Below are 22,845 nucleotides of genomic sequence, written 5' to 3'. Positions count from 1 at the left end.
CGGGTTACTCCGGGAGGTGCGGTTCGGTGGGCTTGGCGGCCATGGCCTGCGAGGACCGTGCGGTGAAGTCGCGGTCGCCGACCAGCACGGCGTCCACGCCGTCGCTGTCGGACAGGCGCACCTGGACGGCCTCGCGCAGCGAGGTGGGGAGGTTCTTGCCCACGTAGTCGGCGCGGATCGGCAGCTCGCGGTGGCCGCGGTCGACCAGGACGGCGAGCTGGACGGCGCGCGGCCGGCCGATGTCGTTGAGCGCGTCGAGCGCGGCGCGGATGGTGCGGCCGGAGAAGAGCACGTCGTCGACCAGGACGACGAGCTTGCCGTCGATGCCGCCGGGCGGGATCTCGGTGTGCTCCAGGGCGCGGGCGGGCTTCAGCCGCAGGTCGTCCCGGTACATGGTGATGTCCAGGGTGCCCAGTGGGATGTCGCGCCCGGTGATCTGGGCCAGCCTGGCGTGCAGGCGGCGGGCGAGGTGGACGCCCCTGGTGTGGATGCCGAGCAGCACGACGTCCTCCGCGCCCTTGGCGCGCTCGACGATCTCGTGCGCTATCCGGGTGATCACCCGGGCGATGTCCGTGCCGTCCAGCACCTGGTGCGGCGGCCGCGGCGTCGGTTCGTTGTGTGCGGTCATGCCGAAGCGGACCTCCTTCCCCGCCTCACTGGACGGGCCTTAAAGGATGTCGGGATGGCCCCCGCCGACTCGGCGCGGGCTTCGGGTCATCCTAGCAGTGCCCCGGCCGACAAACCGAAGTCCACCATTCCGCTTCCGCCGGTTAACACCCCGGACGCGCCGACGATGCGGGCCATTCGCACGACTGCCCCATTCGGCTTGACGCAACTACCTTACTCTACGTAACCTCACAGTGAGTTACGAGACGGACGTCGAACCCACCGGTAACGGCGTCGGCAATCGCCCGTGACCCACCACTGAACGCGAAGCAATCTCGTCCGGGGAGATCAATGTCCAGCGACTACGCGAAGCAACTCGGAGGCAAGCTCCGAGCGATCCGCACTCAGCAGGGTCTCTCCCTGCACGGTGTCGAGGAGAAGTCCCAGGGGCGCTGGAAGGCAGTCGTCGTCGGCTCGTACGAGCGCGGCGACCGTGCGGTCACCGTGCAGCGGCTGGCCGAGCTGGCCGAGTTCTACGGCGTCCCGGTACAGGAGCTGCTGCCCGGCGGCACCCCCGGCGGCGCGGCCGAGCCGCCGCCGCGCCTGGTCCTCGACCTGGAGAGACTGACCCAGGTCCCGTCCGAGAAGGCCGGCCCGCTGCAGCGCTACGCGGCGACCATCCAGAGCCAGCGCGGCGACTACAACGGCAAGGTGCTGTCGATCCGCCAGGACGACCTGCGCACCCTGGCCGTCATCTACGACCAGTCCCCGTCGATCCTCACCGAGCAGCTGATCTCCTGGGGCGTGCTGAACCCCGACGCGCGCCGTGCGGTGCGCGAGGAGGACGCGAGCTGAGGCTCACCGCACCGGCTTCCACCGGCGGGTCCTTGCAGTTCCCGACACTCGCTCCACCTGTGTCGGCAAGCAGAAACGTCACGGCGCGGCACCCCGATGGGGGCCGCGCCGCGGCGTGTGCGGGTACTGCCACCCCGCCTCCGAACGCTCGTCAGCAGACCGTTCCCAGGCTGTAGCCGGGCTGGGCCGCCACCCCGTCCAGCCGGACCGGCCGGGCCGCCGGCGCCCAGTCCTGACCGCCGCTCGACCAGGCCCAGGAGGCCGGCAGGTACTCCCCGCAGGAGGCGGCCGAGCCCTGCGAACCGTGCAGCACCGCCACGCCCGGCAGCTCCAGCGCCAGCCCCGTGCACAGCACCGCGCAGAGCAGCTCCAGGTCCTCGTCGTTGATCCGCACCACGCCGTCCTCCCACTGGAGCACCCGGGCCGCCGCGGTCAGCCGCCCGCCGGGGGCGTCCACCCGCAGGCGCAACTCGTACACGCCGGCGCCCGCGCCGACCAGCATCCGGCGGAACACCTCTCCCCCGCGCTGGTAGGCGGCGCGCACCCAGCGGGTGTGCTCGACGTCCGGCTCGTCCGCGCCCCCGTACAGGCCGCCGTCCAGCAGCAGGTCGACGTGGCAGAGCGTCAGCCCGTTCTCCCGGGCCCGGACCAGGCGGGGCAGGAAGTCCCCGGCCAGCTCCTCGCCCTGGTAGGCGAGCAGCTGGGACTGCAGCGGCGGGTTGACCAGGTAGCGGTCGCGGGCGCCGGGCGCGGCCGGGTCCAGCCCGTGCAGCAGGCAGAACTCCTCGAAGTCCTGCGGGTGGAACATCCGGGCCCGGACGGTGTCGAACCGCTCCAGCGCGTCGGCCAGCAGGTCGGCGGTGTCGGCCAGGTAGCGCTCGTGGTCGGGGGCGTCGGTGACCCCCCAGGCGCGGGCCCGCGCGAAGTCCGCCGGATTGGTCAGCACCCCGATGACGAACGCCTGCTCGGCGCCCTCGGCCCCCTGCGGCCGGTGCGACGCCCGGACTGCGGGCCGCGAGCCGCCGGCGGTGCAGTCGGAGTTACGGCGGGAGCGGCCATTTCGAGTCATCGGTGGCTCCTGGCATCGGCGGGTGACGGTCTGCGGCGGGCTCGCCGCTGACCGTCTTCCTCCCCAACCGCGCGCGCCGCACACGTACGGCGTGTCACAGGAATGTAACCACCGGTAATAGGACCGATGGCGGAGCCGGGACGGGCCTCGGGCCGACCCCTCGGGGCGAGTGCTACCGCGGCACCCGGGCCAGCTGGCGGGACTGCGCGACCAGGCGACCGGACTCGTCCCAGACCTCGGCGTCCTCCTCGAAGTACCCGCCGGCCAGGTTGCGGGTGGCGTGGGTGACCCGCAGCCAGCCCGGGACCGGCCTGGCGCGCAGGTGGACGGTCAGCTCGACGGTCGGGGCCCAGCCCGGCATGCCCAGGTCGAAGGTGACCGGGGGCAGCGCGTCGGCGACCAGCAGGAGCAGCAGCGGGTCGGGGTCGCGGCCGTCGGCGAGCCGGAACCAGCCCTGGATCCGCCCCTTGCCGGAGGGCTGTCCGAGCGCCCAGCCGACGGTGGCCGGGTCCAGCCGCAGGTCGAAGCGCTCCAGCAGGGCGGCCTGGGCGATCAGCTCCTTGGGCGCGTGCTCCACGCCGATGCACTGCTCCGGCGGCGGCAGCTGCGGCGGCACGGCGCTGGTGCGCACCTCGCCGTCGGTGGTGGAGAGGTCGCCGTGGCTGGCCACCACGCGCAACCGCTCGACGCCGTCCTGGCTGAGCGAGGCGGTGCCGGTGGACAGGCCCCGGCCGCTGCGCAGCACCTCGGTGCGGACGGTGGCCGGGCCGGGGGTGGAGGCGGACAGGTAGTAACCACTGATCGACACCGGGTCGGGGTGGGTGCCGTGTTCCAGCGACAGCGCGTGTCCGGCCACGGCGAGCAGCAGCCCGCCGTTGACCCCGCCGCCGATCTGCCAGCCGGCGCCGAGCTCGGCCTCGTAGCGGCCGGGCTCCTCGGGATGTCTGGTCAGGGCGATGCCCTGGTCGAACTCGCTGCGGATCGCGGTGGTCATGTGGGGGGACCTGCCCTTCGCGCCTGGTTCCGGGACGTCAAGTTACTGACGAGTAGGCCCCACCCTACGCCGACCGGGTGAAACGCGCGACGACCGGGAACACCGGACCGCCGGGAACACCCACCGCCGGGAACGCCGGACGGCCGCCGGTCCCGGGACTCGGGTCCGACGGCCGTCCGAAGGGCAGCATGTCCGGCTACCGGCGGATGCTCGGCTTCAGCTCCTGGAAGCGGGCGAGCATGCCGTTCACGAAGGCCGGGGAGTCGTCCGTGGAGAACTCCTTGGCGATCTCGACGGCCTCGTCCAGGACGACCGCGTCCGGGACGCCGTCCTCCCAGATCAGCTCGTACGCGCCGAGCCGCAGGACGTTGCGGTCCACGATCGGCATCCGGTCGAGGGTCCAGCCCACGGCGTACTGCGAGATCAGGTCGTCGATGCGACGGGCGTGCTGGACGTACCCCTCGATCAGCTCCATGGTGTACTCGGCCACCTGGGGGGTGCCCTCGTCGGGCTTGGGCTCGCGGGCGCGGGCCACCCAGTCGGCGAGGACCTGCTGCGGGTCGACCCCGCGGTGGTCGGCCTCGAAGAGGATCTGGAAGGCCCGGGTACGGGCCTTGCTGCGTGCGGCCGACACGGACTTACTTCACCCGGCCGAGGTAGCTGCCGTCGCGGGTGTCGACCTTGACCTTCTCGCCGGTGGTGACGAAGAGCGGGACCTGGATCTCGGCACCGGTCTCCAGGGTGGCCGGCTTGGTGCCACCGGTGGAGCGGTCGCCCTGGACGCCCGGCTCGGTCTCGGCGATGGTCAGCTCGACCGCGGCCGGGAGCTCGATGTACAGGACGGCGCCCTCGTTGGTGGCGACCAGGGCCTCGAAGCCCTCCAGCAGGTACTTGGCGGCGTCGCCGACGACGGCCGGCTCGACCGTGATCTGGTCGTAGGTGTCCATGTCCATGAACACGAAGTTCTCGCCGTCCTTGTACGAGAACTGCATGCCGCGCTTGTCGACGTTGGCGGTCTCGACCTTGGTCCCGGCGTTGAAGGTCTTGTCGACGACCTTGCCCGTCAGGACCTCCTTGAGCTTCGTACGCACGAAGGCCGGGCCCTTGCCGGGCTTGACGTGCTGGAACTCGACGACGGACCAGAGCTTGCCGCCCTCCAGCTTGAGGACCATGCCGTTCTTGAGATCGTTCGTGGAAGCCACGGGCGCACTAACTCCTGTATAGCTGTCAAGGAACCAAGGGTTTGCGTCCTGCCACCGACGGCCCACGGGGCCGCCGTCACAGGGCGAGGAGCTCCTTGGTGGTGATGGTGAGCAGCTCGGGCCCGCCCTCTTCGAGGGGGCGCACGACGAGCGTGTCCTCGATCCGGACCCCGCCCTTGCCCGGGAGGTGGACCCCTGGGCCGACGGTGACCGGCACGCGGCTGTCCAGTTTACCCATGTCCGACGGACCGAGGCGCGGCGCCTCCCGGATCTCCAGCCCGATGCCGTGCCCCACCGGGTGCGGCGAGGCCTCGGTGTGCCCCGCCGCCTCCAGGACCTGGCGGGCGGCCCGGTCGGGTACGCACTGCTCCACGCCCGGTCCGAGCGCCTCCCGGCCGGCCCGCTGGGCGCGGAAGACCAGCCGGTGCAGCTCCACCTGCCAGGGTGCGGGGGCGGCCCCGATCACGAAGGTCCGGGCGGTGGAGACGCCGTAGCCGCGGTACTGGGCGCCCATCACCACGGTCAGGAAGTCGCCCTCCTCCACCCGGCGGTCGGTCGGCTGGTGGGCGGCCTGGCCGGAGTGGCTGCCGGTGCCGACCGAGACCGGGAAGGAAGCCCGGTCGGCGCCGTGGTCGATCATCCGGCGCTCCAGCTCCATCGCCAGGTGCCGCTCGGTGCGGCCGACCAGGATCGACTCCAGCAGCTCGCCGAGCGCCTGGTCGGCGATCTCGGCCGCGATCCGCAGGTCGGCGATCTCGTGCTCGTCCTTGACCACCCGCAGCCGCTCGACCACCTGCCCCAGGTCGGCCAGCCGGGCCCGCCCGGCCAGGCCCGCCACCGCCCGGTGCCGGCTGACGGTCAGGTCGTGCTCCTCCACGGCGAGGCCCGTCACCCCGAAGCCCGCGGCGGCGGCCGCCGCGGCCAGCGCGGTGTCCGCCCCCGCCGAGACCGGCAGCTGCGTCACGTCCGGGGCGATCAGGTGCTCCCCGGAGTCGTCCGGCGGCAGGTCGTCCGGGACCGCGAGCAGCGCGCGTTCCCTGGTCAGCAGCAGGGTCGCCCCGCAGGGGGCGCAGCCCGTCAGATACCGCACGTTCGCCGCCCGGGTGATCAGCGCCGCATCGGCCCCGGCCGCGCTGCAGTGCTCCCTCACCCGCTCCCGCCGCCCCGCGTACGCATCCGCCATGCGTCGAGCCTACGAACCCCCACCCCAAAGCGCCCGCCGAGCACCCCCGACAGAACCCCCGGGTGCTCCCGCCCGCACCCGCCCGCGCCCCCGCACCACCGCCGAGGGAGCTCCGTTCCCTACCTCTCCCCCGGTCCGATCAGCCCGCGCCCCACCTCCTCCTCCCCCGTCCGCCACACGACCCACCGCCGGGAAGCCCCACACCCCCCGGCGGCACGCCCACCCACCCCCACACGGCGAACCGCCCCTACACCTCCCCCGGTCCGATCAGCCCGCGCCGGTAGGCCGGGACGAGGTTCTGCGGGACGAGCAGCTCGCGGCCGTCGACCGTGATCGGGACGAGCCTCGGCGGCGTCGCCTTCCACTGGGCCCGGCGGTGCCGGGTGTTGCTGCGGGAGGTCTTGCGCTTGGGTACGGCCATGGGTGGGCTCCTATCGGGTGGGACCGGAGGTGTACGGGAGGAGGGCCATCTCGCGGGCGTTCCTGATCGCCCGGGCCATAGCCCGCTGCTGCCGGACGGTGAGGCGGGTGACGCGGCGGCTGCGGATCTTCCCCCGGTCCGAGACGAAGCGGCGCAGCAGGTCGGTGTCCTTGTAGTCGATGTACTCGATGCCCGCCGCGAGCAGCGGGTTGGGCCGGTGCTTCGGCGGGGCGGTCGTTTTGCGCATGCGGGTGGGCACTTCCTCGTTCTTCAGTGGACGGGGTCGAGCAGGTCCTGGAAGGCGTCCGGCAGGGCCTTCCAGCCGGGTTCGCCGGCGGCGAGTTCGGCGTCGGTGAGCAGGCAGGAGTCGAGCAGGCCGGTGATGCCGTCGACGTCCAGCCCCTCCGCGGTGAAGCTGAGCTGCTGCACCCGGTCGCCGTGCAGGGGGTGCCAGTCGAGGGCGGCGGCCGCCCGCCGCGCGGGCGGGTAGAGCTCCCAGGCCGCGTCGGGCAGGGAGGTGAGCCAGGGCCCGCACTCCTCGACCGCGAGGTTGGCCCCGGCGGCGTCCCAGGCGAGCATCAGGTCCGGCCGGTTGGCCAGCCAGAACCGGCCCCGGCTGCGCTGCGCCGCCGGGACGAGCAGTTCCAGCGCCTCGTGCAGCCGCTGCGGGTGCAGCGGGCGGCGGCGTTCCCAGACCAGGGTGGCGACGCCCGCCTCGTCGCGGTCCTGCGGCAGCAGTGCGATCGCCGGGTTGACCCGGTCGCGGGCGGCGGCGACGTCGAAGCCGCCGAGCGCGGCCCGGGTGAGGGTACCGGTGCCGAGCCGGACCACCCGGGCGGTGGCGTGGAGCTGCCGCAGCAGCGCGAGCCCCGGCGTGTGCGCCGTGGCGCGCGGGACGGCGAGGGTGGTGGCGTACTCGATCTGGTGGGCGAGGGCTTCCGCGCGGGTCCGCTCGTCCTGGGCGGCGGTGTGCTCGCCGTGCTCCACCAGGTCGTCGGGGACGGAGAGTTCGGCGATCAGCCGGTCCGGGTCGACCGCCGTGACCACGCCCGCGAGCTCGACGACGTCGGCCAGGTCCCGGCCGTCCGACTCCCCTGCGGCGATCACCTCGACGGCCGGGTGCGGGTCGCTGCCGCCCCACAACTCGACGACGGCGAGCCCGTACCGGCCCTCGTCGGCGATCTCCAGCAGCCGGGGCAGCAGGTCCTCGCGCAGCGCGCAGCACGGGCAGTCGTTGGTCAGCGGCACGTCGTCGGTGTCGAACGCCCCTTCGGCGTCCCGCAGTTCGCGGTGGACGAGGCCGAGCGAGGCGTCCCGGAGGTCGTGCCGCAGCACCACCGCGTCCACCGCGGCGGCGGCCAGTTCCTCGACGGCGGCGCGGCGTTCGTCGGCGTGCAGGCCGGCGACGACGACCACCGGCAGCTTGATCCGCTCCGGGTGGCCGTCCACCCCGCTCACCAGCTCGCCTTGCGGACGCCCGGCAGGTGGCCGGCGTGGGCGTGGGCGCGCAGGTTGACCCGGGAGAGGCCGAAGGCGCGCAGGTAGCCGCGGGGTCGGCCGTCCACCGCGTCGCGGTTGCGGATCCGGGTGGCACTGGCGTCGCGCGGCTGGCGGGCGAGTTCGGCCTGCGCGGCGGCGCGCTCGACGGGGTCGGTGCCGGGGTGGGCGATGAGCCGCTTGAGTTCGGCCCGGCGCTCGGCGTAGCGGGCGACGACGGCGCGCCGCTGCTCGTTCTTGGCGATCTTGCTCTGCTTGGCCATCAGACCTTCTCCCCCCGGGCCCGGATGCGGGCGACGGCGGCCTCGATGCCGATCGTGTCGACGGTACGGATGCCCTTGGCGCTCAGCACGAGCCGGACGTACCGGCCTTCGCTGGGCAGCCAGTAGCGCTTGCGCTGGATGTTGGGGTCGAAGCGGCGGCGGGTGCGGCGGTGCGAGTGCGAGATCGCGTTGCCGAAGCCGGGCCGACGGCCGGTGAGCTGGCAGTGCGCGGACATGGGTGCTCCCTGGCGTCCGGGAATGGGCAGGACCGGGCTCACGTTACACCAAATGAAAATGACATCCATTTCGGTGTACGGTTCCATCCAGCACCCACCCAGCACCGCCAGACCGCCAGGAGGACGCCCCATGGCCCGCAGCGAACTGCGCCCCGTCATCAAGCTCCGCTCCACCGCCGGCACCGGATTCACGTACGTGACCCGCAAGAACCGCCGCAACGACCCGGACCGGATGGTCCTGCGCAAGTACGACCCGGTCGCGGGCCGGCACGTCGACTTCCGCGAAGAGCGCTGACCGCCCCCAGAGAGGAGCCCTCCCATGAAGCCCGGCATCCACCCCGCCTACCGCCCGGTCGTCTTCCGCGACAAGGTCGGCGGCCTCGCCTTCCTCACCAGGTCGACGGTCACCAGCGACCGCACCGTCGACTGGGAGGACGGCCACACCTACCCGGTGATCGACGTCGAGATCTCCTCGGCGAGCCACCCCTTCTACACCGGCCAGTCCCGCGTGCTCGACACCGCGGGCCGGGTCGAGCGCTTCCGCCAGCGCTACGGCGACCGGCACTGAAAAGCCCGAACGGCGCCTCCCCGGGATGGGGAGGCGCCGTTCGGCACGTACGGACGGAGGTCAGCGCGGCGGCGGGACGGAGACCACCATGGCCAGCCGCACCGCCCGCTCCCCCGCGTTGCGGTAGACGTGCTGATAGGAGGCGTCGAAGGAGACGGTGCTGCCGGCCGGCACCCGGTGCTCGCGCTCGTCGTGCTCCAGGGTCAGCTCCCCCTCCTCGACCCGGATGATCTCCACCGTCCCCGCCGGGTGCGGCTCCGAGGAGTACTCCTCACCCGGCTCGATCCGCCACTCCCACAGCTCCAGCGGCCCGGGCGCCTCGATCCCGTGCAGCAGCGTGCCGGTGCCGCCGGACGGGCCCGACCAGAGCGGCACGGCCTGGTCGCCCGGCACGATCCGGACGTCCGGCCCCTTCTCGTAGTCGAGCAGCGTGGCGATCGAGACGCCGAGCGCGTCGCCCAACCGCACGACGGTGGCCACGCTCGGGTTGGTGCGGCCCTGCTCGATCTGGACGATCATGCCGCGGCTCACGCCGGAGCGGGCGGCGAGAGCGTCCAGGGTGTGGCCTCGCTCGGCACGCAGCCGCTTGAGGTTCCGGGCGAGGGCCCGGGCGACGAGGTCGGGGTCCGGCACGCGGTCAGTCCTCCGGTGTCTTTCCGTCCACTGGTCGAAACGGTACGGAATATTGTTCGGAAAGTTCAGTTCACTGCACTACGCTGCCGGTCTCGGCAACGAGTCCATCCGACTGTACTTCGGAGTGCATTGTGCTGCCCTCATCACCCGTCCTCCCCGCCGCGCCCGCCGACCCCTCGGGAGGCCGGCCGTGACCGTGCTGCTCGCCCTCTCCGCCAGCCTGCTCTGGGGGCTCGCCGACTTCGGCGGCGGCGCACTCGCCCGGCGGCTGCCCGCGCTCGCCGTGGTCGTCGCCTCCCAGGTGGCGGCAGCCGCCGTCCTGCTGGCCGCCGTCATCGCCACCGGCGGCTGGGCCGCCGCCTCCCCCGTGCTCTGGTACGCCGTCGCGGCCGGGGTGATCGGCCCGTTCGCGATGCTCGCCTTCTACCGCGCGCTCGCGCTCGGCCCGATGGGCGTGGTCTCCCCGCTGACCACCGTCTCCGTGGTGGTACCGGTCGGCGTCGGCCTCGCGCTCGGCGACCGCCCCGGGCCCGGCCAGGTCGCCGGGATCGCGGTGGCCGTGGCCGGCGTGGTGCTGGCCGCCGGTCCGGAGCGCGGCGGCCCGGCCGCCGCCCGCAGCGCCCTGCTGCTCACCCTGGGCGCCGCCGTCGGCTTCGGCACCGTGATGGCCCTGATCGCCCACGCCTCGACCGGCGGCGGGCTGCTGCTGGCGCTCTGCGTCCAGCGGGTCTGCAACGTCGCCGTCGGCGGCGCCGCCCTGCTCACCGGCCCGCGCGGCGCCGGCGGGAGCGGCACCGGCCGGCTACTGCCCGGGCTGCGGGCCCGGCTGCCCGCGCTCACCGCGATCGGGCTCGCCGACGTCGCCGCCAACGCGCTCTTCGCGATGGCCTCGCACCGCGGCTCGGCCACCGTTGCCGCCGTCCTGTCCTCGCTCTACCCGGTGGTCACCGCACTGATGGCCCGCGGGGTGTTCAAGGAACGGCTGCGCCCGGTCCAGGTGCTCGGCGCCGGGCTGGCCGTCGCGGGCACCCTGCTGCTCGCGGCCGCATGAGCAACGCTCATGGGGGCGCCCCCATGAGCGAACCTCATGCCCCCACCCCATGAGCCCCGCTCATGCCCTCCCGGCTCACTCCCCCTGGGGGGTCCAGCGCTTCTCGACCCGGGCCAGCTTCCAGTACCCGATCGCCAACGCCCAGACCACCACGAACAGCCCGGCGATCGCGTAGCCGACGTTGTCCAGCGAGATGTCCGCGATCCAGCCGGTCACCGGGTCGGTCAGGTCGAGCTTCTCGTGCAGCACCCCGACCAGCTCGATGGTGCCGATGATGAAGGCCACCGCGATCGACAGCCCAGTGATGGTCAGGTTGTAGTACACCTTCCGCACCGGGTTGGAGAACGCCCACTGGTACGCGAAGTTCATGAAGGTCCCGTCCAGCGTGTCGAACAGGCTCATCCCGGCCGCGAACAGCAGCGGCAGGCAGACGATGGCGTACCAGGGCAGCCCGGCGGCCGCCCCCGAGCCGGCCATCACCATCAGGGTGACCTCGGTCGCGGTGTCGAAGCCCAGACCCAGCACCATGCCGACCGGGAACATCTGCCCGGGCCGGGTGATCGAGCGGGTCGCCCGGTTCAGCACCCGGGCCATGAAGCCGCGCGAGTCCAGGTGCGCCTCCAGCTCCGCCTCGTCGAACTGCCCCGCCCGCATCGACCGGAACACCTTGAGGATGCCGAGCAGCGCCGCCAGGTTGAGCGCGCCGATCAGGTAGAGGAACACGCCGGAGGTGGTGGTCCCGATCACGCCGAGCCACTTGTGGGTGGCCGACTCGTCGTCCATCAGCGTGTTCGCCAGCTGCGCACCGCCCGCGACCAGGGCGGCCATGATGACCACCATCGAGGAGTGCCCGAGCGCGAACCAGAAACCCACCGAGACCGGCCGCTTGCCGTCCGCCATCAGCTTGCGGGTGGTGTTGTCGATCACCGCGATGTGGTCGGCGTCGAAGGCGTGCCGCATCCCGAGCGTGTACGCGGTGATACCCAGGCCCACCCCGAAGACCTGGGTACCGACCGCGTACCGCTCGGGTGCGACCAGGAAGATGAGCGTCCCGAAGGCCACCACGTGCATGGCCAGGATCACCCCCATCAGCCCGGCCGTACGGACGGTGTCCTCGCGCCTCCATCTGAACGTCGGCAGCACGGACGGGGCCGTCTTCGCCCCGTCGGCAATGGTTTCGGGCAGGGTCATCTCAGGATCACGCTCCAACACCTCGTGGAAAGACTTCGTGAAGCGCCGTGGCCGGTCTCCTGGCTTACGGGACGTCCGGGCCCGCCTTCCCAGGCGCGCGAGGCACCCAGTGGCGTCATGGACCCGAACGGCATTCCGTCGCGGACGAAGGAATGACCCGATCACAGTGGCGAGGGCCGCTCCGGAATCCGGACCCCTGAGGGTCCGTCACCGGTCTTCCCGAGCACCACGGCGGGGAACACCGTAGGGGTCGCGCCCCGACCCATGCAAGGCTGCGCACCTGCGCAGGTGTCCAGGATCACAGGCCCTCGCCTGCAAGAATGTGCGCATGCATCTCGTACCGGCCGACCGCGCGGGCCACCGCACCATCGACGGACACCGGGTCTGCGAGGCCATCGCCGCCATCGGCGACACCGCGCACGTCCGGTCCTGGTCCGAGCGGTTCTCCCTGCTCGCCGACCCCGGGCGGCTCGCCCTGCTGCTCGCCCTGCACCGCGCCGGCCCGCTCGCCGTCAGCGACCTCGCCGTCGCCACCGGCATGCGCGACCCCGCCGTCTCCCAGGCCCTGCGCCTGCTCCGCACGGCCGGCGTGGTCACCGGCGACAAGGACGGACGCGTGGTGCGCTACCGGCTCGTGGACGAGAGCATGCGCCCCCTCCTCGACGAGTGCGCCGCCGCCGAACACCACGAGCCCACCGCAGCCGCCGGCTGACCGACACTCGGGGAACAGCACCCGGGCGGCAGCCCGGATGAGTACGATCATGGCGTGCCGTCCCACCCCCACGTCTGGCCCGCCGACCGGTGGAACACCCGACCGGTCAAGGCCCGCGTGCTGGCGGTCGCCCGCACCCTCACCTCGGCCACCCGGGTCCTGGACGTCCTCGCCCTGCTCGACCCGGACGGCGTCGAACGGTACTTCACCGTCAACCCCGGCTCCGTCTTCGCCGACCGCGCCCTGGACGACTACCTGCACGCCCTGCCCGGCTTCACCGTGCTGGACTGGGAGGACGCCGTCCGGCGCCGCTTCGACCTCGCCGTCGCCTGCGCCGTCCACTCCTCCATGCACCGCCTGGACGCCGGCCTCGTCGTCCTCCCGCACGGCGCCGGCTACAACCGCCTGGTGACCGAGTCCACCCGCGACACGGTCAGCTCCGCCGGCCTCTCCCGGCACGAACTCACCCACCACGGGCGGGTGTTCGTCGACGTCCTCGGCCTGTCCCACCCCGAACAGCTGGACCGCCTCCGGACCTCCTGCCCCGAGGCACTGGACGTCGCCCGAGTGGTCGGCGACCCGTGCTTCGACCGGATGCTCGCCAGCCTGCGCTCCCGCGACGCCTACCGCGCCGCACTCGGCGCCGTCGACGGCCGCCGCCTCGTCGTCGTCGACTCCACCTGGAGCGAGCACTCGTTATTCGGCCGGCACCCCGATCTGCCCCGGCACCTGGTCCGCCGACTGCCCGCCGACGAGTACACGGTGGCCGTCGTCCTGCACCCCAACATCTGGAGCCGGCACGACCCCGAGGCCCTGCTCGACACCGCCTGCCGGATGGGTCTGCGCCTGATCCCGCCCCACCAGGGCTGGCAGGCCGCCCTGGTCGCCGCCGACTGCCTGATCGGCGACCACGGCTCGGTCTCCGTCTACGGCGCCGCCCTGGAACGGCCCACCCTGCTCGCCGCCACCGGCGCCGCGGAACTCGACCCGGGCTCCCCCAGCTACGCCTTCGGCCAGGCCGCACCCCCGCTCGACCCCGACGGCGACCTCGCCGCCCAGATCGAACTGGCCCTGCAGAAGCAGGACCCGGCCGCACTGCGCACCGTCACCGACCGCTCACTGAGCCGGCGCGGCCACTCCGCCGAACTGCTGCGCCCGCTGCTCTACTCCTTCCTGGAGCACCTGGACGAACCCGAGCACGCACCGCTCCTGCCGCCCTACCCCAAGCCCGTCCCGCGCCCCGACACCACCGACGCTCCCACGGCGTACGACGTCGAGGGCGAGAGCGAGGGCACCGAAGTCACCCTGCGCCGCTACCCCTTCGACCCCCGTGACCACACCCCGCGCGGCTTCCACGCGCTCAGCGACGACCACCCCGGCGACGAACTGCGCTACACCGCCGAGGTCCTGGCCCGCACCGAGGTCCACGCCGAACGCCCCGCCACCCGCTGGCTCGCCGACGCCGCCGCCGAACTCCCCGGCCTCGCCGTCGCGGTGGCCGCCCTCGGCCCGGCCCGCCACCTGCTCCGGCTGCACACCGGCCTGCTGCTGGAGGCCTGCGCCGAACGCGACTGGAGCAGCCCCGAACCCCGCCTCGACCCGCTGCTGCTCGGCTCCGCCGTGGCCTGCTGGCTCGCCGACGGCGGCGACCCGGCCGGCCTCCCCGAGCACGGCCTCACCATCCGCACCGGCGAGCACCGCACCCGGGTCTCCTTCACCACCGGGCCCTAGTAGGGCTTGGTCAGGTCGGTGCCGTGGTGGCGTGTCCTGGGGAGTAGGTGGCGCGTTGTTGGTGTGTGACACCTGGGGAGATGGCCGAGGTCCGGGAGGACCTGGAGGCGTTCACGGCGGGGTTGTTCGAAGCGTTCACGCGCGCTGACCAGCGGCGTTGGGGGCAGGCGTACGTGCGTGGGCTGCTCCTGGACGGCAAGCGGAAGTCGGTGGAGCCGATGGCCGCGCGGCTCGGGGAGGACGGAAACCGGCAGGCTCTCGCGCACTTCGTCACGACAAGCCCCTGGGATCCGGCACATGTCCGGGCCCGTTTGTCCTGGAGGATGCAGGACGCCATCGATCCGACCGCGCTGATCATCGACGACACGGGGTTCCTCAAGGACGGCGACGCGTCGGCGTGTGTGTCGCGGCAGTACACCGGAACCGCGGGCAAGGTCACCAACTGCCAAGTGGGCGTCTCGCTCCACTTGGCCCGTGACCACGCCTCGGCGCCGGTCAACTGGCGGCTGTTCCTCCCCGCGTCCTGGGACCCCGAATCGACGAAGGCCGACCCGGACAAGGTCGCCCGGCGAGACCGGTGCGGCATCCCCGCAGGCCTGGGCCACGTGGAGAAGTGGCAGCTGGCCCTGGACATGATCGACGAGACCCGGTGCTGGGGTGTCCACGTCCCGCTCGCCATCGCCGACGCCGGATACGGCGACGCCGCGGCCTTCCGCCTCGGCCTCCAGCAACGCGGCCTGCACTACGTGCTGGGGATCTCCACCACGCCGACCGCGCACCCTGCCGAAGCCCGGCCCGTCACGCCCGCCTACAGCGGCACCGGCCGGCCGCCGGTGGCGAAGTACCCGGACAAGGCCCGCAGTGTGAAGGACCTGGCCATCGCTGCCGGGCCGAAAGCGGCCAGGCCGGTGTCGTGGCGGGAGGGGTCGCGCCCAGGCAAGGCGAAGAGCGGCTTCAAGCGGATGTATTCGCGCTTCGTGGCGCTGCGGATCCGCCCGGCCGGACGCGAGATCCGCGACGCCACCGAGGGCGTGGAGCTGGCCGAGTGCTGGCTGCTGGCCGAATGGCCCGCCAAGGAAGCCGAGCCGGTCCAGTTCTGGCTCTCGAACCTGCCCGCCGACACCCCGCTGACCACTCTGGTGCGAATGGCCAAGCTCCGCTGGCGGATCGAGCACGACTACCGGGAGATGAAACAGGCCCTCGGCCTGGCCCACTTCGAGGGCCGCACGTTCACCGGCTGGCATCACCACGTCACGCTCGTCTCTCTCGCCCACGCGTTCTGCACCCTGCGCAGACTGGCCACCGCCCCAAAAGACGCGGGGCCGGCCTGAGCCTCTACCAAGTCGTCCGCGAGCTCCAGATCCTTCTGGCGACCTGGGCCGGCGCCTGCCCCACCTGCCACCGCGACATACCCACACGAAAACAGACCTGACCAAGCCCTACTAGAGCCCCAGCTCCCGCAGTCGCGCACGACTGCGCTCCGCCAAGTCCTCGTCGCCCAGCTCCTCGGCGAGGGCGACCAGCAGGGTGTGCGCCTGGCCCTCCTTGGCGTACTGCTTCAGCTCCTCGGCCTTCCGGACGCAGGCACCGGCGTCCTCGACCGCGAGATCGAGCCGCCCGAGCGCCCGGTGCGCGCGGGCCCGCACCAGCGGCAGCTTCATCACCATGTCGTGGTCCTCCGTGGCCTCGGCCCGCGCAGCCGCCTCGGCCAGGACGAGCAGCGCCTGCTCCGGACGCCCGTCGGCGGTCAGCGCCTGGGCGAGGTGGTAGCGCTGCACGATCTCGCCGTGGTCGTCGCCCCGGTTCTCCTCCAGGGCCAGCGTGAACCGCTCCACCGCCTGGCCGGTCCGCCCGTCCGCCAGGCAGAGCAGGCCGTCCGTCTCGTACAGCACCCCCACGACGATCCGGTTGGTCACCAGCGGAACCAACTCGGTGGCCCGCGCCAACTGCTCGGCGGCGAGCCCGTACTCCTTGCGCTCGTAGTGGGCACGGGCGAGCTGGTTGCGCAACCGGACCACCGCATTCGGCTGGTTGTCCCACTGGGCCGACTCGACCCCGAGCCGATGGGTGGCGATCAGGTCCTGGTAGTGCTTGCGGTTGTGGTAGAGCGGCCAGAGCGACTCGCAGAGCCGCCACACCTCGCCGTGCCACTGCTCCTCGGCCGCCGCCTCCACCACGGCGCGCAGATTGGCCCGCTCCGCCTGCAGCCACTCCAGCGCCTCCGGGTACGAGGCGAAGCCCGGCAGGTCCTCACCGCTCGGCTCCTGCAGCCGCACCCGCGTCCCCATCGCGCGGTCGGCCAGCGACGCCCGCCCCCGGAAGTACGCCACCACGCGGGCCAGGAGCCGGGCCCGGTCGGGGAGTTCGCGCGCCCGGTCGTGGGCGTGCAACCGCACGACGTCGTGCGCCCGGAACCGCTCCTCCGGATCGTCGTCCACCACATCGTCCAGCAGGTGCACGGCGCGCAGCTCGTCCAGCGCCGCCACGGCCCGCTCCACGCCCACCGCACGGGCGAGTTCGGCCGACACGAAGGGGCCCGGGTGGACCCCGATCAGGTGGTAGAGGGCCCGGCCCTCCGGCGGAAGCCGCTCGTAGACCAGGTCGTAGGTCGGACGGAGGTTCCCCTCTTCGCTGTCCAGGATGACCGACTTCCCCTCCCGGTCGTGCAGTTCGGCCACCACCCGGCCGACTGCCAGCCGATCGCGGTCCAGCAGCCGGCTCCCGATCGCGTTCAGCGCCAGGGGCAGCCCGCCGCACATCTCGACCAGCTCCGCCAACTCGCGGTCGGTACCCCGTTCGGCGCCCAGCCATGCCCGCACCAGGTCGGAGCCCGCCGTCAGGCTCAGCGGCCCGAGCTGTCGCACCTCGGCGCCGTCCGTCCGCAGCGCGGGCAGCCGTCGGCGGCTCGCGACCACCACCAGGCCGCTGGAGGGGAGCAGGGCCCGGACCTCCGCGGCGTGCTCGACGTTGTCCAGGAAGAACAGGCACCGACGCTCGGCGGTGACCGTACGGAACTTCGTGAACCGCTCCGCCTCGACCGGCGGAGCCTCCGTCCCGAGGGCCCGCAGGAAGCCCGCCACGATCTCGGAGAGGTCCACTCCGCCCTGGTGCCGGTAGGCCTGGAAGTCGGCGTAGAGGTCTCCGTCCGGGAACCGCGACCGGTAGTCCCGGGCGAACCTGGCGATCAGCTCCGTCTTCCCGACCCCGCCGAGCCCGGTGAACACCACGATCCCGGGCCGGCCCGCCGCGGCCCGCTCCAAGGCGCCCACCAGTGCAGCGAGTTCGGGTTCACGATTGACGAAGCTCTCGCGCGGCGGCCGCACCTGGTGCGGGATCGGCACCCTGGGCTGCTGCTGGACCGTGATGCTCCCGCCCTGGATCACGTTCCCGTACACCGTGCCCGACACCTCGTTGGACACCTCGTAGTCGTCCACCCGTACGCTCCCTCCGGCCGGCCCGGGCCCAGCCTACGGGCTACCGGCCGTGCCGGACCTGAGCCCGCCTCAGGCCGCCTGGCAGGTCGGGCACCAGAAGAGGTTGCGCGCGGCGTGCTCCTCCGTGCGCACGTCCGTGCCGCAGACCAGGCAGGGCATGGCCGCGCGGCGGTAGACGTAGACCTCGCCGCCGTGGTCGTCCACGCGGGGCGGGCGGCCCATCGCCTCGGGGGTGTGCTCGGGGCGGACGGTGTCGATGCGGCCGGCCGTGACGCCCTCGCGCATCAGGGCGGCCAGGTCGGCCCAGATCACGTCCCATTCTCGGCGGGTGAGGTCGCGCCCGGCCCGGTGCGGGGCGATGCCGTGGCGGAACAGCACCTCGGCCCGGTAGACGTTGCCGACCCCGGCCAGCACCTTCTGGTCCATCAGCAGCGCGGCGACGGTGGTCCGGCTGCCGGATATCCGGCGCCAGGCGGCTTCCGGGTCGGCGTCGGCGCGCAGCGGGTCCGGGCCGAGGCGGTCGGCGACGGCGGCCTTCTCGGCGTCGGTGACGAGGGCGCAGGTGTTGGGGCCGCGCAGGTCGGCGTAGCCGTCCTCGTTCTCCAGCCGCAGCCGGACCAGGCCGACCGGCTCGGGTGCGGGGCCGGCGCCGAAGGTGAAGCCGCCGTAGAGCCCGAGGTGGACGTGCACCCAGGCGCCCTCCTCGAAGCCGAGGAAGAGGTGCTTGCCGGTGGCCTCGGCGCCGGTGAGCAGCTGCCCGTCGATCACCTTGGCCTCGTCGGCGAACCGGCCCTGCGGGCTGGAGGCCCGGACGGGGCGGCCGCCGAAGGCCTTCCGGTTCTCGGCGGCGAGGCGGTGGATGATGTGGCCTTCCGGCACGGGCGTCAGCTCCCCCGGGTGGTTCGACAGGACGGGCCGACGGGCGGGCCCAAGGACTCGTCCATCATCGCAGCCGGCTCCGACAGCACCACGAACGCCCTGGTCAGCGGACCGGCATGCCCATCAGCCGGGCGAGGATGACGCGGTCCAGCTCGGCGGCCGTCCCGGCGACGTCCAGGGAGGAGTTGTCGATGATCGGCAGCCCGGAGTTGTACCAGCCGGCCATCCGCCCGTGGATGCGTGCCACCTCTTCGTCGCCGAGGCGCCGGTTGCCGCCGCGCCGGGCGTTGCGGCGCAGCACCGAGTCCAAGCTCGGCAACAGCACGACGGGGATCATGCCGGGGCCGATGTGCCGCTTCCAGCCGCCGAGGCCGATGGCCGGGCGGTCGGGGAAGACGGCGTCGTCGATGATGCAGGAGATGCCGTTGGCCAGGTAGTTGCGGCAGGCGAAGCCGCAGGTGCGGCGGGCCAGCCGGTACTGCGCCTCGGAGGCGTTGTTCCAGCCGGACTGCGGGTTGGCGAAGCCGGACTGCACCCATTCGCGGACGTCGTCCAGGCTGATGTGCGCGGTCGGGGTGGGCCGGCGTTCGGCCCAGTACCGGGCGACGGTGGTCTTGCCGGCCCCGGCGGGCCCGATCAGCAGGACGGCGATCGGCCCGGTGGGCGCGTGCTGGCGCGGCGGGTGCGCGGGCAGTTGCACGGGCGTCCCGGAGGGCAGCACGAAGTGCCCGGTGCCTCCGGCCGGGACGGGCGCGCTGGGCGCCGGAGCGGGTGCCACAGGCGCAGGCGCCACAGGAACAGGAGCAGGAGCAGGCGCAGGCGCAGAATTCGGCACCGGCCGCACCGACGGCGGAGGAGGCGGCGGCGGAACCGGCGCGCCCGACGGATTCGCCGACAGGCTCGCCCCCGACACGGCCGCCCCCGACGGGCTCGCCCCCGCACCGCCCGGCGGCACCGGCGGAGCGGCGGGACGCGGCGGGACCTGCCCGCCTCCGGCGTACTGCGTCACGGCACCCTCCCGACACCTCTCAGCGGGGACACTACACGTCGGCCCGGCGGCGGGCACAGTCCGCCGCCGGGCCGTGGGCCCGTGCCTCAGCGCGTGGTGAGCTGCTCGGCGAGCGCGCGCAGCGCCAGCTCGTACGAGCCGATCCCGAATCCGGCGATGGTGCCGGAGGCCACCGCGGCGATCACCGAGGTGTGCCGGAAGGTCTCGCGGGCGTACGGGTTGGAGATGTGCACCTCGATCAGCGGCGCGGTGCGCTGCGCGGCGGCGTCCCGCATGGCGTACGAGTAGTGCGTGAACGCGGCCGGGTTGATCACCACCGGCACCTGCCCGTCGGCCGCCTCGTGCAGCCAGGCCACCATCTGCTGCTCGGAGTTGGTCTCGTGCACCTCGACCTCGAAGCCGAGCTCCTTGCCGAGCGCGGTGCAGCGCTCGACCAGCCCTGCGTACGAGGTGGCGCCGTAGACGTCCGGTTCGCGGCTGCCGAGCCGGCCGAGGTTGGGGCCGTTGAGCACCATCACCCGGGTCACGCCGAGACCTCCGCGTAGGCGGCGACCAGCAGGGACGGGTCGGGGCCCTCCAGGACGGAGGTCTTGCCGAGGCCGTCCAGGACGATGAAGCGGATCAGGTCGCCGCGCGACTTCTTGTCGATCTTCATCGCGTCCAGCAGCTTCGGCCAGGCGTCCGCCCGGTAGCTCAGCGGCAGACCGACGGAGGCCAGCACGGTGCGGTGCCGGTCGGCCGTCTCGTCGTCCAACCGCCCGGCCAGGCGGCCGAGTTCGGCGGCGTAGACCATGCCGATGGAGATCGCGGCGCCGTGCCGCCACTTGTACCGCTCGTTGCGCTCGATGGCGTGGCCGAGGGTGTGGCCGTAGTTGAGGATCTCGCGCCGGCCGGCTTCCTTGAGGTCGCCGGAGACGACGTCGGCCTTGACCTGGATGGCCCGGCGGATCAGTTCGACGGTGTGCGGGCCGGCCGGCGACTTCGCGCCCTCCGGGTCGGCCTCGACGAGGTCGAGGATGACCGGGTCGGCGATGAAGCCGCACTTGATGACCTCGGCGAGACCGGAGACGTAGTCGTGCTTGGGCACGGTCTCCAGGGTGTCGAGGTCGGCCAGCACACCCACCGGCGGGTGGAAGGCGCCGACCATGTTCTTGCCCTCGGCGATGTTGATGCCGGTCTTGCCGCCGACCGCCGCGTCGACCATGCCGAGCAGCGTGGTGGGCATGGAGATCCAGCGCACCCCGCGCAGCCAGGTGGCGGCGACGAAGCCGGCCAGGTCGGTGGTGGCACCGCCGCCGAGGCCGACGACGACGTCACTGCGGGTGAAGCCGGTCTGGCCGAGCACCGACCAGCAGTACGCGGCGACCTCGGCGCTCTTGGCGTCCTCGGCGTTGGGCACCTGCAGCGCGATCGCCTCGTAGCCCTCGCCGGCCAGGTCCTCGCGGATGGCGTCGGCGGTGGCGGCCAGCGCCTCCGGGTGGATGATCGCGACCCGCTTCGCCCGGGTGCCGATGAGCGGCGACAGCTCTCCGAGCAGCTGGTGCCCGATCAGCACGTCGTACGGGTCGTGGCCGGCGCTGCCGCCGACGTGGATCCTGACGGTGGTGTCAGTCATGGGGGGTCTTCAGCTCCAGTGCTTCCAGTACGGCGTCCGCGACCTGCTCCGGGCTGCGCCCGGCGGTGTCGACCACGGCGGTGGCCACCTCCAGGTAGAGGGGGCGGCGGGCGTCCATCAGCTCGCGCCAGCGGGCCCGCGGGTTGACGGCGAGCAGCGGGCGGGGGGCGTCCAGGCCGACCCGCTTGACGGCGTCCGCCGGCGGGACCTCCAGGAAGACCACCGGCAGCTCGCGCAGCAGCTCGCGGGTGGCCTCGGCCGTCACCGCGCCGCCGCCGAGTGCCAGCACCCCGTCGTGTCCGGTGGCGGCGGCGCGGACGGCCGCCACCTCCAGCGCGCGGAAGTGCGGCTCGCCCTCGTCGATGAAGATCTCCGGGATGGGCCGGCCGGCCGTCGTCTCGATGTCGGTGTCGGTGTCCCGGAAGCCGACGCCCAGGCGCTCGGCCAGGACCCGCCCGACGGTGGACTTGCCACTGCCGGGCGGGCCGACCAGCACGACCACGGGAGAGGTCATCGGACGATCAGGTTGTCGAGGTAGCCCTGCACGTTGCGGCGCGTCTCGGAGACGTGGTCGCCGCCGAACTTCTCGATCACCGCGTCGGCCAGCACCAGCGCCACCATCGCCTCGGCGACGATGCCCGCCGCCGGCACCGCGCAGACGTCCGAGCGCTGGTGGTGCGCCTTGGCCGGCTCGCCGGTGCGCACGTCCAGCGTCTGCAGCGCCCGCGGCACGGTGGCGATCGGCTTCATCGCGGCGCGCACCCGCAGCACCTCGCCGGTGGACAGGCCGCCCTCGGTGCCGCCGGAACGGCCGGAGGTGCGCCTGACGCCCTCGGGGGTCGGGACGATCTCGTCGTGCGCCTGGGAGCCCGGCACCCGGGCCAGTTCGAAGCCGTCGCCGACCTCGACGCCCTTGATCGCCTGGATGCCCATCAGCGCGGCGGCCAGCCGCGCGTCCAGGCGACGGTCCCAGTGCACGTGCGAGCCGAGGCCCACCGGCACGCCGTACGCCAGGACCTCGACCACGCCGCCGAGGGTGTCGCCGTCCTTGTGGGCCTGGTCGATCTCGGCGACCATCGCCTTCGAGGCGTCCGCGTCCAGGCAGCGCACCGGGTCGGCGTCCAGCCGGGCCTCGTCCGAGGGCAGCGGGACCACACCGGCGGGCGCCTTCGCGGCGGCCAGCTCGACCACGTGGCTGACGATCTCGATCCCGGCCACCTCGCGCAGGTACGCACGGGCGACGGCGCCCAGCGCGACCCGGGCGGCCGTCTCCCGGGCGCTGGCGCGCTCCAGGATCGGCCGGGCCTCCTCGATCGAGTACTTCTGCATGCCGGCCAGGTCGGCGTGGCCGGGCCGGGGGCGGGTCAGCGCCTCGTTGCGGGCCAGGCCCGCCAGCACCTCGGGGTCGACCGGGTCGGCCGACATGACCTGCTCCCACTTCGGCCACTCGGTGTTGCCGACCATGATCGCGACCGGGCTGCCCATGGTCAGACCGTGCCGGACGCCGCCGAGGAAGGTCACCTCGTCCTGCTCGAACTTCATCCGCGCCCCGCGGCCGTAACCGAGCCGGCGGCGCGCCAGCGCGTCGGCCACCACGTCGGTGGTGACCGGTACACCGGCGGGCAGGCCTTCCAGCGTCGCGACGAGTGCGGGGCCGTGCGACTCCCCCGCCGTCAGCCAGCGCAACGTACCCAAC

Annotated in this window: 27 protein-coding genes and 1 riboswitch; of the genes, 7 read left to right on the top strand and 20 right to left on the bottom strand. The window is 73.1% G+C overall.

Going from position 1 to position 22,845, the window contains the following annotated elements; translation table 11 throughout:
* Window positions 1-4: 4 nt before the first annotated feature.
* Complete coding sequence (pyrR, locus tag CRP52_RS26815) at window positions 5-628, bottom strand: bifunctional pyr operon transcriptional regulator/uracil phosphoribosyltransferase PyrR (protein WP_097238727.1); 624 nt, start codon at window positions 626-628, stop codon at window positions 5-7.
* A gap of 329 nt (window positions 629-957) precedes the next feature.
* Between pyrR and bldD the strand changes: the two genes are divergently transcribed.
* Complete coding sequence (gene bldD / locus CRP52_RS26810; RefSeq protein WP_030056198.1) at window positions 958-1,461, top strand: transcriptional regulator BldD; 504 nt, start codon at window positions 958-960, stop codon at window positions 1,459-1,461.
* Window positions 1,462-1,612: 151 nt separating this feature from the next.
* Here bldD and CRP52_RS26805 read toward each other — a convergent pair whose 3' ends face one another.
* From CRP52_RS26805 to rpmB, 10 genes are all read right to left on the bottom strand, one after another.
* Complete coding sequence (locus CRP52_RS26805; protein ID WP_097238726.1) at window positions 1,613-2,530, bottom strand: hypothetical protein; 918 nt, start codon at window positions 2,528-2,530, stop codon at window positions 1,613-1,615.
* Between the two features lie 172 nt (window positions 2,531-2,702).
* Window positions 2,703-3,524, bottom strand: coding sequence for a thioesterase family protein (locus CRP52_RS26800; RefSeq protein WP_097238725.1), 822 nt, complete (start codon window positions 3,522-3,524; stop codon window positions 2,703-2,705).
* A 196-nt stretch (window positions 3,525-3,720) separates the two neighbouring features.
* A complete protein-coding gene (gene nusB, locus CRP52_RS26795) occupies window positions 3,721-4,158 on the bottom strand; it encodes a transcription antitermination factor NusB (RefSeq protein ID WP_030056201.1) in 438 nt (145 codons plus the stop codon).
* Between the two features lie 4 nt (window positions 4,159-4,162).
* On the bottom strand, window positions 4,163-4,726 hold the full coding sequence (gene efp, locus CRP52_RS26790) for an elongation factor P (RefSeq protein WP_097238724.1): 564 nt from the start codon (window positions 4,724-4,726) through the stop codon (window positions 4,163-4,165).
* Between the two features lie 76 nt (window positions 4,727-4,802).
* A complete protein-coding gene (locus CRP52_RS26785; RefSeq protein WP_097238723.1) occupies window positions 4,803-5,909 on the bottom strand; it encodes a M24 family metallopeptidase in 1,107 nt (368 codons plus the stop codon).
* Between the two features lie 247 nt (window positions 5,910-6,156).
* Window positions 6,157-6,330 (bottom strand): 50S ribosomal protein L32, encoded by a 174-nt coding sequence (rpmF, locus tag CRP52_RS26780; RefSeq protein WP_097238722.1) that lies wholly within the window; start codon window positions 6,328-6,330, stop codon window positions 6,157-6,159.
* Between the two features lie 10 nt (window positions 6,331-6,340).
* Window positions 6,341-6,577 carry a 30S ribosomal protein S18 gene (gene rpsR, locus CRP52_RS26775; RefSeq protein WP_097238721.1) on the bottom strand — a complete coding sequence of 79 codons (237 nt, stop codon included), beginning with the start codon at window positions 6,575-6,577 and terminating at the stop codon, window positions 6,341-6,343.
* 23 nt (window positions 6,578-6,600) lie between these two features.
* Entirely contained in the window at window positions 6,601-7,788 is a 1,188-nt protein-coding gene (locus tag CRP52_RS26770; RefSeq protein ID WP_257032870.1) for a CobW family GTP-binding protein, read from the bottom strand.
* The gene (gene rpsN, locus CRP52_RS26765; protein ID WP_097238720.1) at window positions 7,785-8,090 is read right to left on the bottom strand and encodes a 30S ribosomal protein S14; all 306 of its coding nucleotides are present in this window, start codon (window positions 8,088-8,090) and stop codon (window positions 7,785-7,787) included. Before rpsN ends, CRP52_RS26770 begins: the two co-directional genes overlap by 4 nt.
* Window positions 8,090-8,326 (bottom strand): 50S ribosomal protein L28, encoded by a 237-nt coding sequence (rpmB, locus tag CRP52_RS26760; RefSeq protein WP_097238719.1) that lies wholly within the window; start codon window positions 8,324-8,326, stop codon window positions 8,090-8,092. Before rpmB ends, rpsN begins: the two co-directional genes overlap by 1 nt.
* 130 nt (window positions 8,327-8,456) lie before the next feature.
* On the opposite strand from rpmB, the gene rpmG reads away from it, so the two are divergent.
* Both rpmG and CRP52_RS26750 read left to right on the top strand, forming a co-directional pair.
* Window positions 8,457-8,621: a 50S ribosomal protein L33 gene (rpmG, locus tag CRP52_RS26755; protein ID WP_097238718.1), complete on the top strand. Its 165-nt coding sequence runs from the start codon at window positions 8,457-8,459 to the stop codon at window positions 8,619-8,621.
* 24 nt (window positions 8,622-8,645) lie between these two features.
* On the top strand, window positions 8,646-8,894 hold the full coding sequence (locus tag CRP52_RS26750; RefSeq protein WP_097238717.1) for a type B 50S ribosomal protein L31: 249 nt from the start codon (window positions 8,646-8,648) through the stop codon (window positions 8,892-8,894).
* A 60-nt stretch (window positions 8,895-8,954) separates the two neighbouring features.
* On the opposite strand, the gene CRP52_RS26745 is transcribed toward CRP52_RS26750, so the two are convergent.
* On the bottom strand, window positions 8,955-9,527 hold the full coding sequence (locus tag CRP52_RS26745) for a helix-turn-helix domain-containing protein (RefSeq protein WP_097238716.1): 573 nt from the start codon (window positions 9,525-9,527) through the stop codon (window positions 8,955-8,957).
* 190 nt (window positions 9,528-9,717) lie between these two features.
* On the opposite strand from CRP52_RS26745, the gene CRP52_RS26740 reads away from it, so the two are divergent.
* Complete coding sequence (locus tag CRP52_RS26740) at window positions 9,718-10,578, top strand: DMT family transporter (RefSeq protein WP_097238715.1); 861 nt, start codon at window positions 9,718-9,720, stop codon at window positions 10,576-10,578.
* Between the two features lie 75 nt (window positions 10,579-10,653).
* Here CRP52_RS26740 and CRP52_RS26735 read toward each other — a convergent pair whose 3' ends face one another.
* Window positions 10,654-11,769 (bottom strand): HoxN/HupN/NixA family nickel/cobalt transporter, encoded by a 1,116-nt coding sequence (locus CRP52_RS26735; RefSeq protein ID WP_097238714.1) that lies wholly within the window; start codon window positions 11,767-11,769, stop codon window positions 10,654-10,656.
* A 32-nt stretch (window positions 11,770-11,801) separates the two neighbouring features.
* Window positions 11,802-12,015: riboswitch (cobalamin riboswitch) on the bottom strand.
* Between the two features lie 82 nt (window positions 12,016-12,097).
* On the opposite strand from CRP52_RS26735, the gene CRP52_RS26730 reads away from it, so the two are divergent.
* From CRP52_RS26730 to CRP52_RS26720, 3 genes are all read left to right on the top strand, one after another.
* Window positions 12,098-12,481: an ArsR/SmtB family transcription factor gene (locus CRP52_RS26730; RefSeq protein ID WP_051830108.1), complete on the top strand. Its 384-nt coding sequence runs from the start codon at window positions 12,098-12,100 to the stop codon at window positions 12,479-12,481.
* A gap of 54 nt (window positions 12,482-12,535) precedes the next feature.
* Window positions 12,536-14,212 carry a hypothetical protein gene (locus tag CRP52_RS26725; RefSeq protein ID WP_257032869.1) on the top strand — a complete coding sequence of 559 codons (1,677 nt, stop codon included), beginning with the start codon at window positions 12,536-12,538 and terminating at the stop codon, window positions 14,210-14,212.
* An 80-nt stretch (window positions 14,213-14,292) separates the two neighbouring features.
* Window positions 14,293-15,543, top strand: a complete 1,251-nt coding sequence (locus tag CRP52_RS26720) for an IS701 family transposase (protein ID WP_179852681.1) — start codon at window positions 14,293-14,295, stop codon at window positions 15,541-15,543.
* Window positions 15,544-15,654: 111 nt separating this feature from the next.
* Here CRP52_RS26720 and CRP52_RS26715 read toward each other — a convergent pair whose 3' ends face one another.
* The 7 genes from CRP52_RS26715 to aroC all read right to left on the bottom strand — a co-directional run bounded on the left by CRP52_RS26715 (window position 15,655) and on the right by aroC (window position 22,844).
* Window positions 15,655-17,646: an AAA family ATPase gene (locus tag CRP52_RS26715; RefSeq protein ID WP_097238713.1), complete on the bottom strand. Its 1,992-nt coding sequence runs from the start codon at window positions 17,644-17,646 to the stop codon at window positions 15,655-15,657.
* Window positions 17,647-17,715: 69 nt separating this feature from the next.
* Entirely contained in the window at window positions 17,716-18,525 is an 810-nt protein-coding gene (locus tag CRP52_RS26710) for an Fpg/Nei family DNA glycosylase (protein ID WP_097238712.1), read from the bottom strand.
* 103 nt (window positions 18,526-18,628) lie between these two features.
* Window positions 18,629-19,534 (bottom strand): AAA family ATPase, encoded by a 906-nt coding sequence (locus CRP52_RS26705; protein WP_373560525.1) that lies wholly within the window; start codon window positions 19,532-19,534, stop codon window positions 18,629-18,631.
* 86 nt (window positions 19,535-19,620) lie between these two features.
* Window positions 19,621-20,049, bottom strand: a complete 429-nt coding sequence (aroQ, locus tag CRP52_RS26700) for a type II 3-dehydroquinate dehydratase (RefSeq protein WP_097240365.1) — start codon at window positions 20,047-20,049, stop codon at window positions 19,621-19,623.
* An 8-nt stretch (window positions 20,050-20,057) separates the two neighbouring features.
* Window positions 20,058-21,149, bottom strand: coding sequence for a 3-dehydroquinate synthase (gene aroB / locus CRP52_RS26695; protein WP_097238711.1), 1,092 nt, complete (start codon window positions 21,147-21,149; stop codon window positions 20,058-20,060).
* Window positions 21,142-21,663, bottom strand: a complete 522-nt coding sequence (locus CRP52_RS26690; RefSeq protein WP_097238710.1) for a shikimate kinase — start codon at window positions 21,661-21,663, stop codon at window positions 21,142-21,144. Before CRP52_RS26690 ends, aroB begins: the two co-directional genes overlap by 8 nt.
* The gene (aroC, locus tag CRP52_RS26685) at window positions 21,660-22,844 is read right to left on the bottom strand and encodes a chorismate synthase (protein WP_097238709.1); all 1,185 of its coding nucleotides are present in this window, start codon (window positions 22,842-22,844) and stop codon (window positions 21,660-21,662) included. The genes CRP52_RS26690 and aroC overlap by 4 nt, the downstream gene beginning before the upstream one ends.
* Window position 22,845 lies beyond the last annotated feature (1 nt).

Origin of the sequence: Streptomyces sp. 1331.2 (genome assembly GCF_900199205.1) — a bacterium.
Classification (GTDB): domain Bacteria; phylum Actinomycetota; class Actinomycetes; order Streptomycetales; family Streptomycetaceae; genus Kitasatospora.
This window is presented reverse-complemented; position numbering and strand designations above follow the sequence as displayed.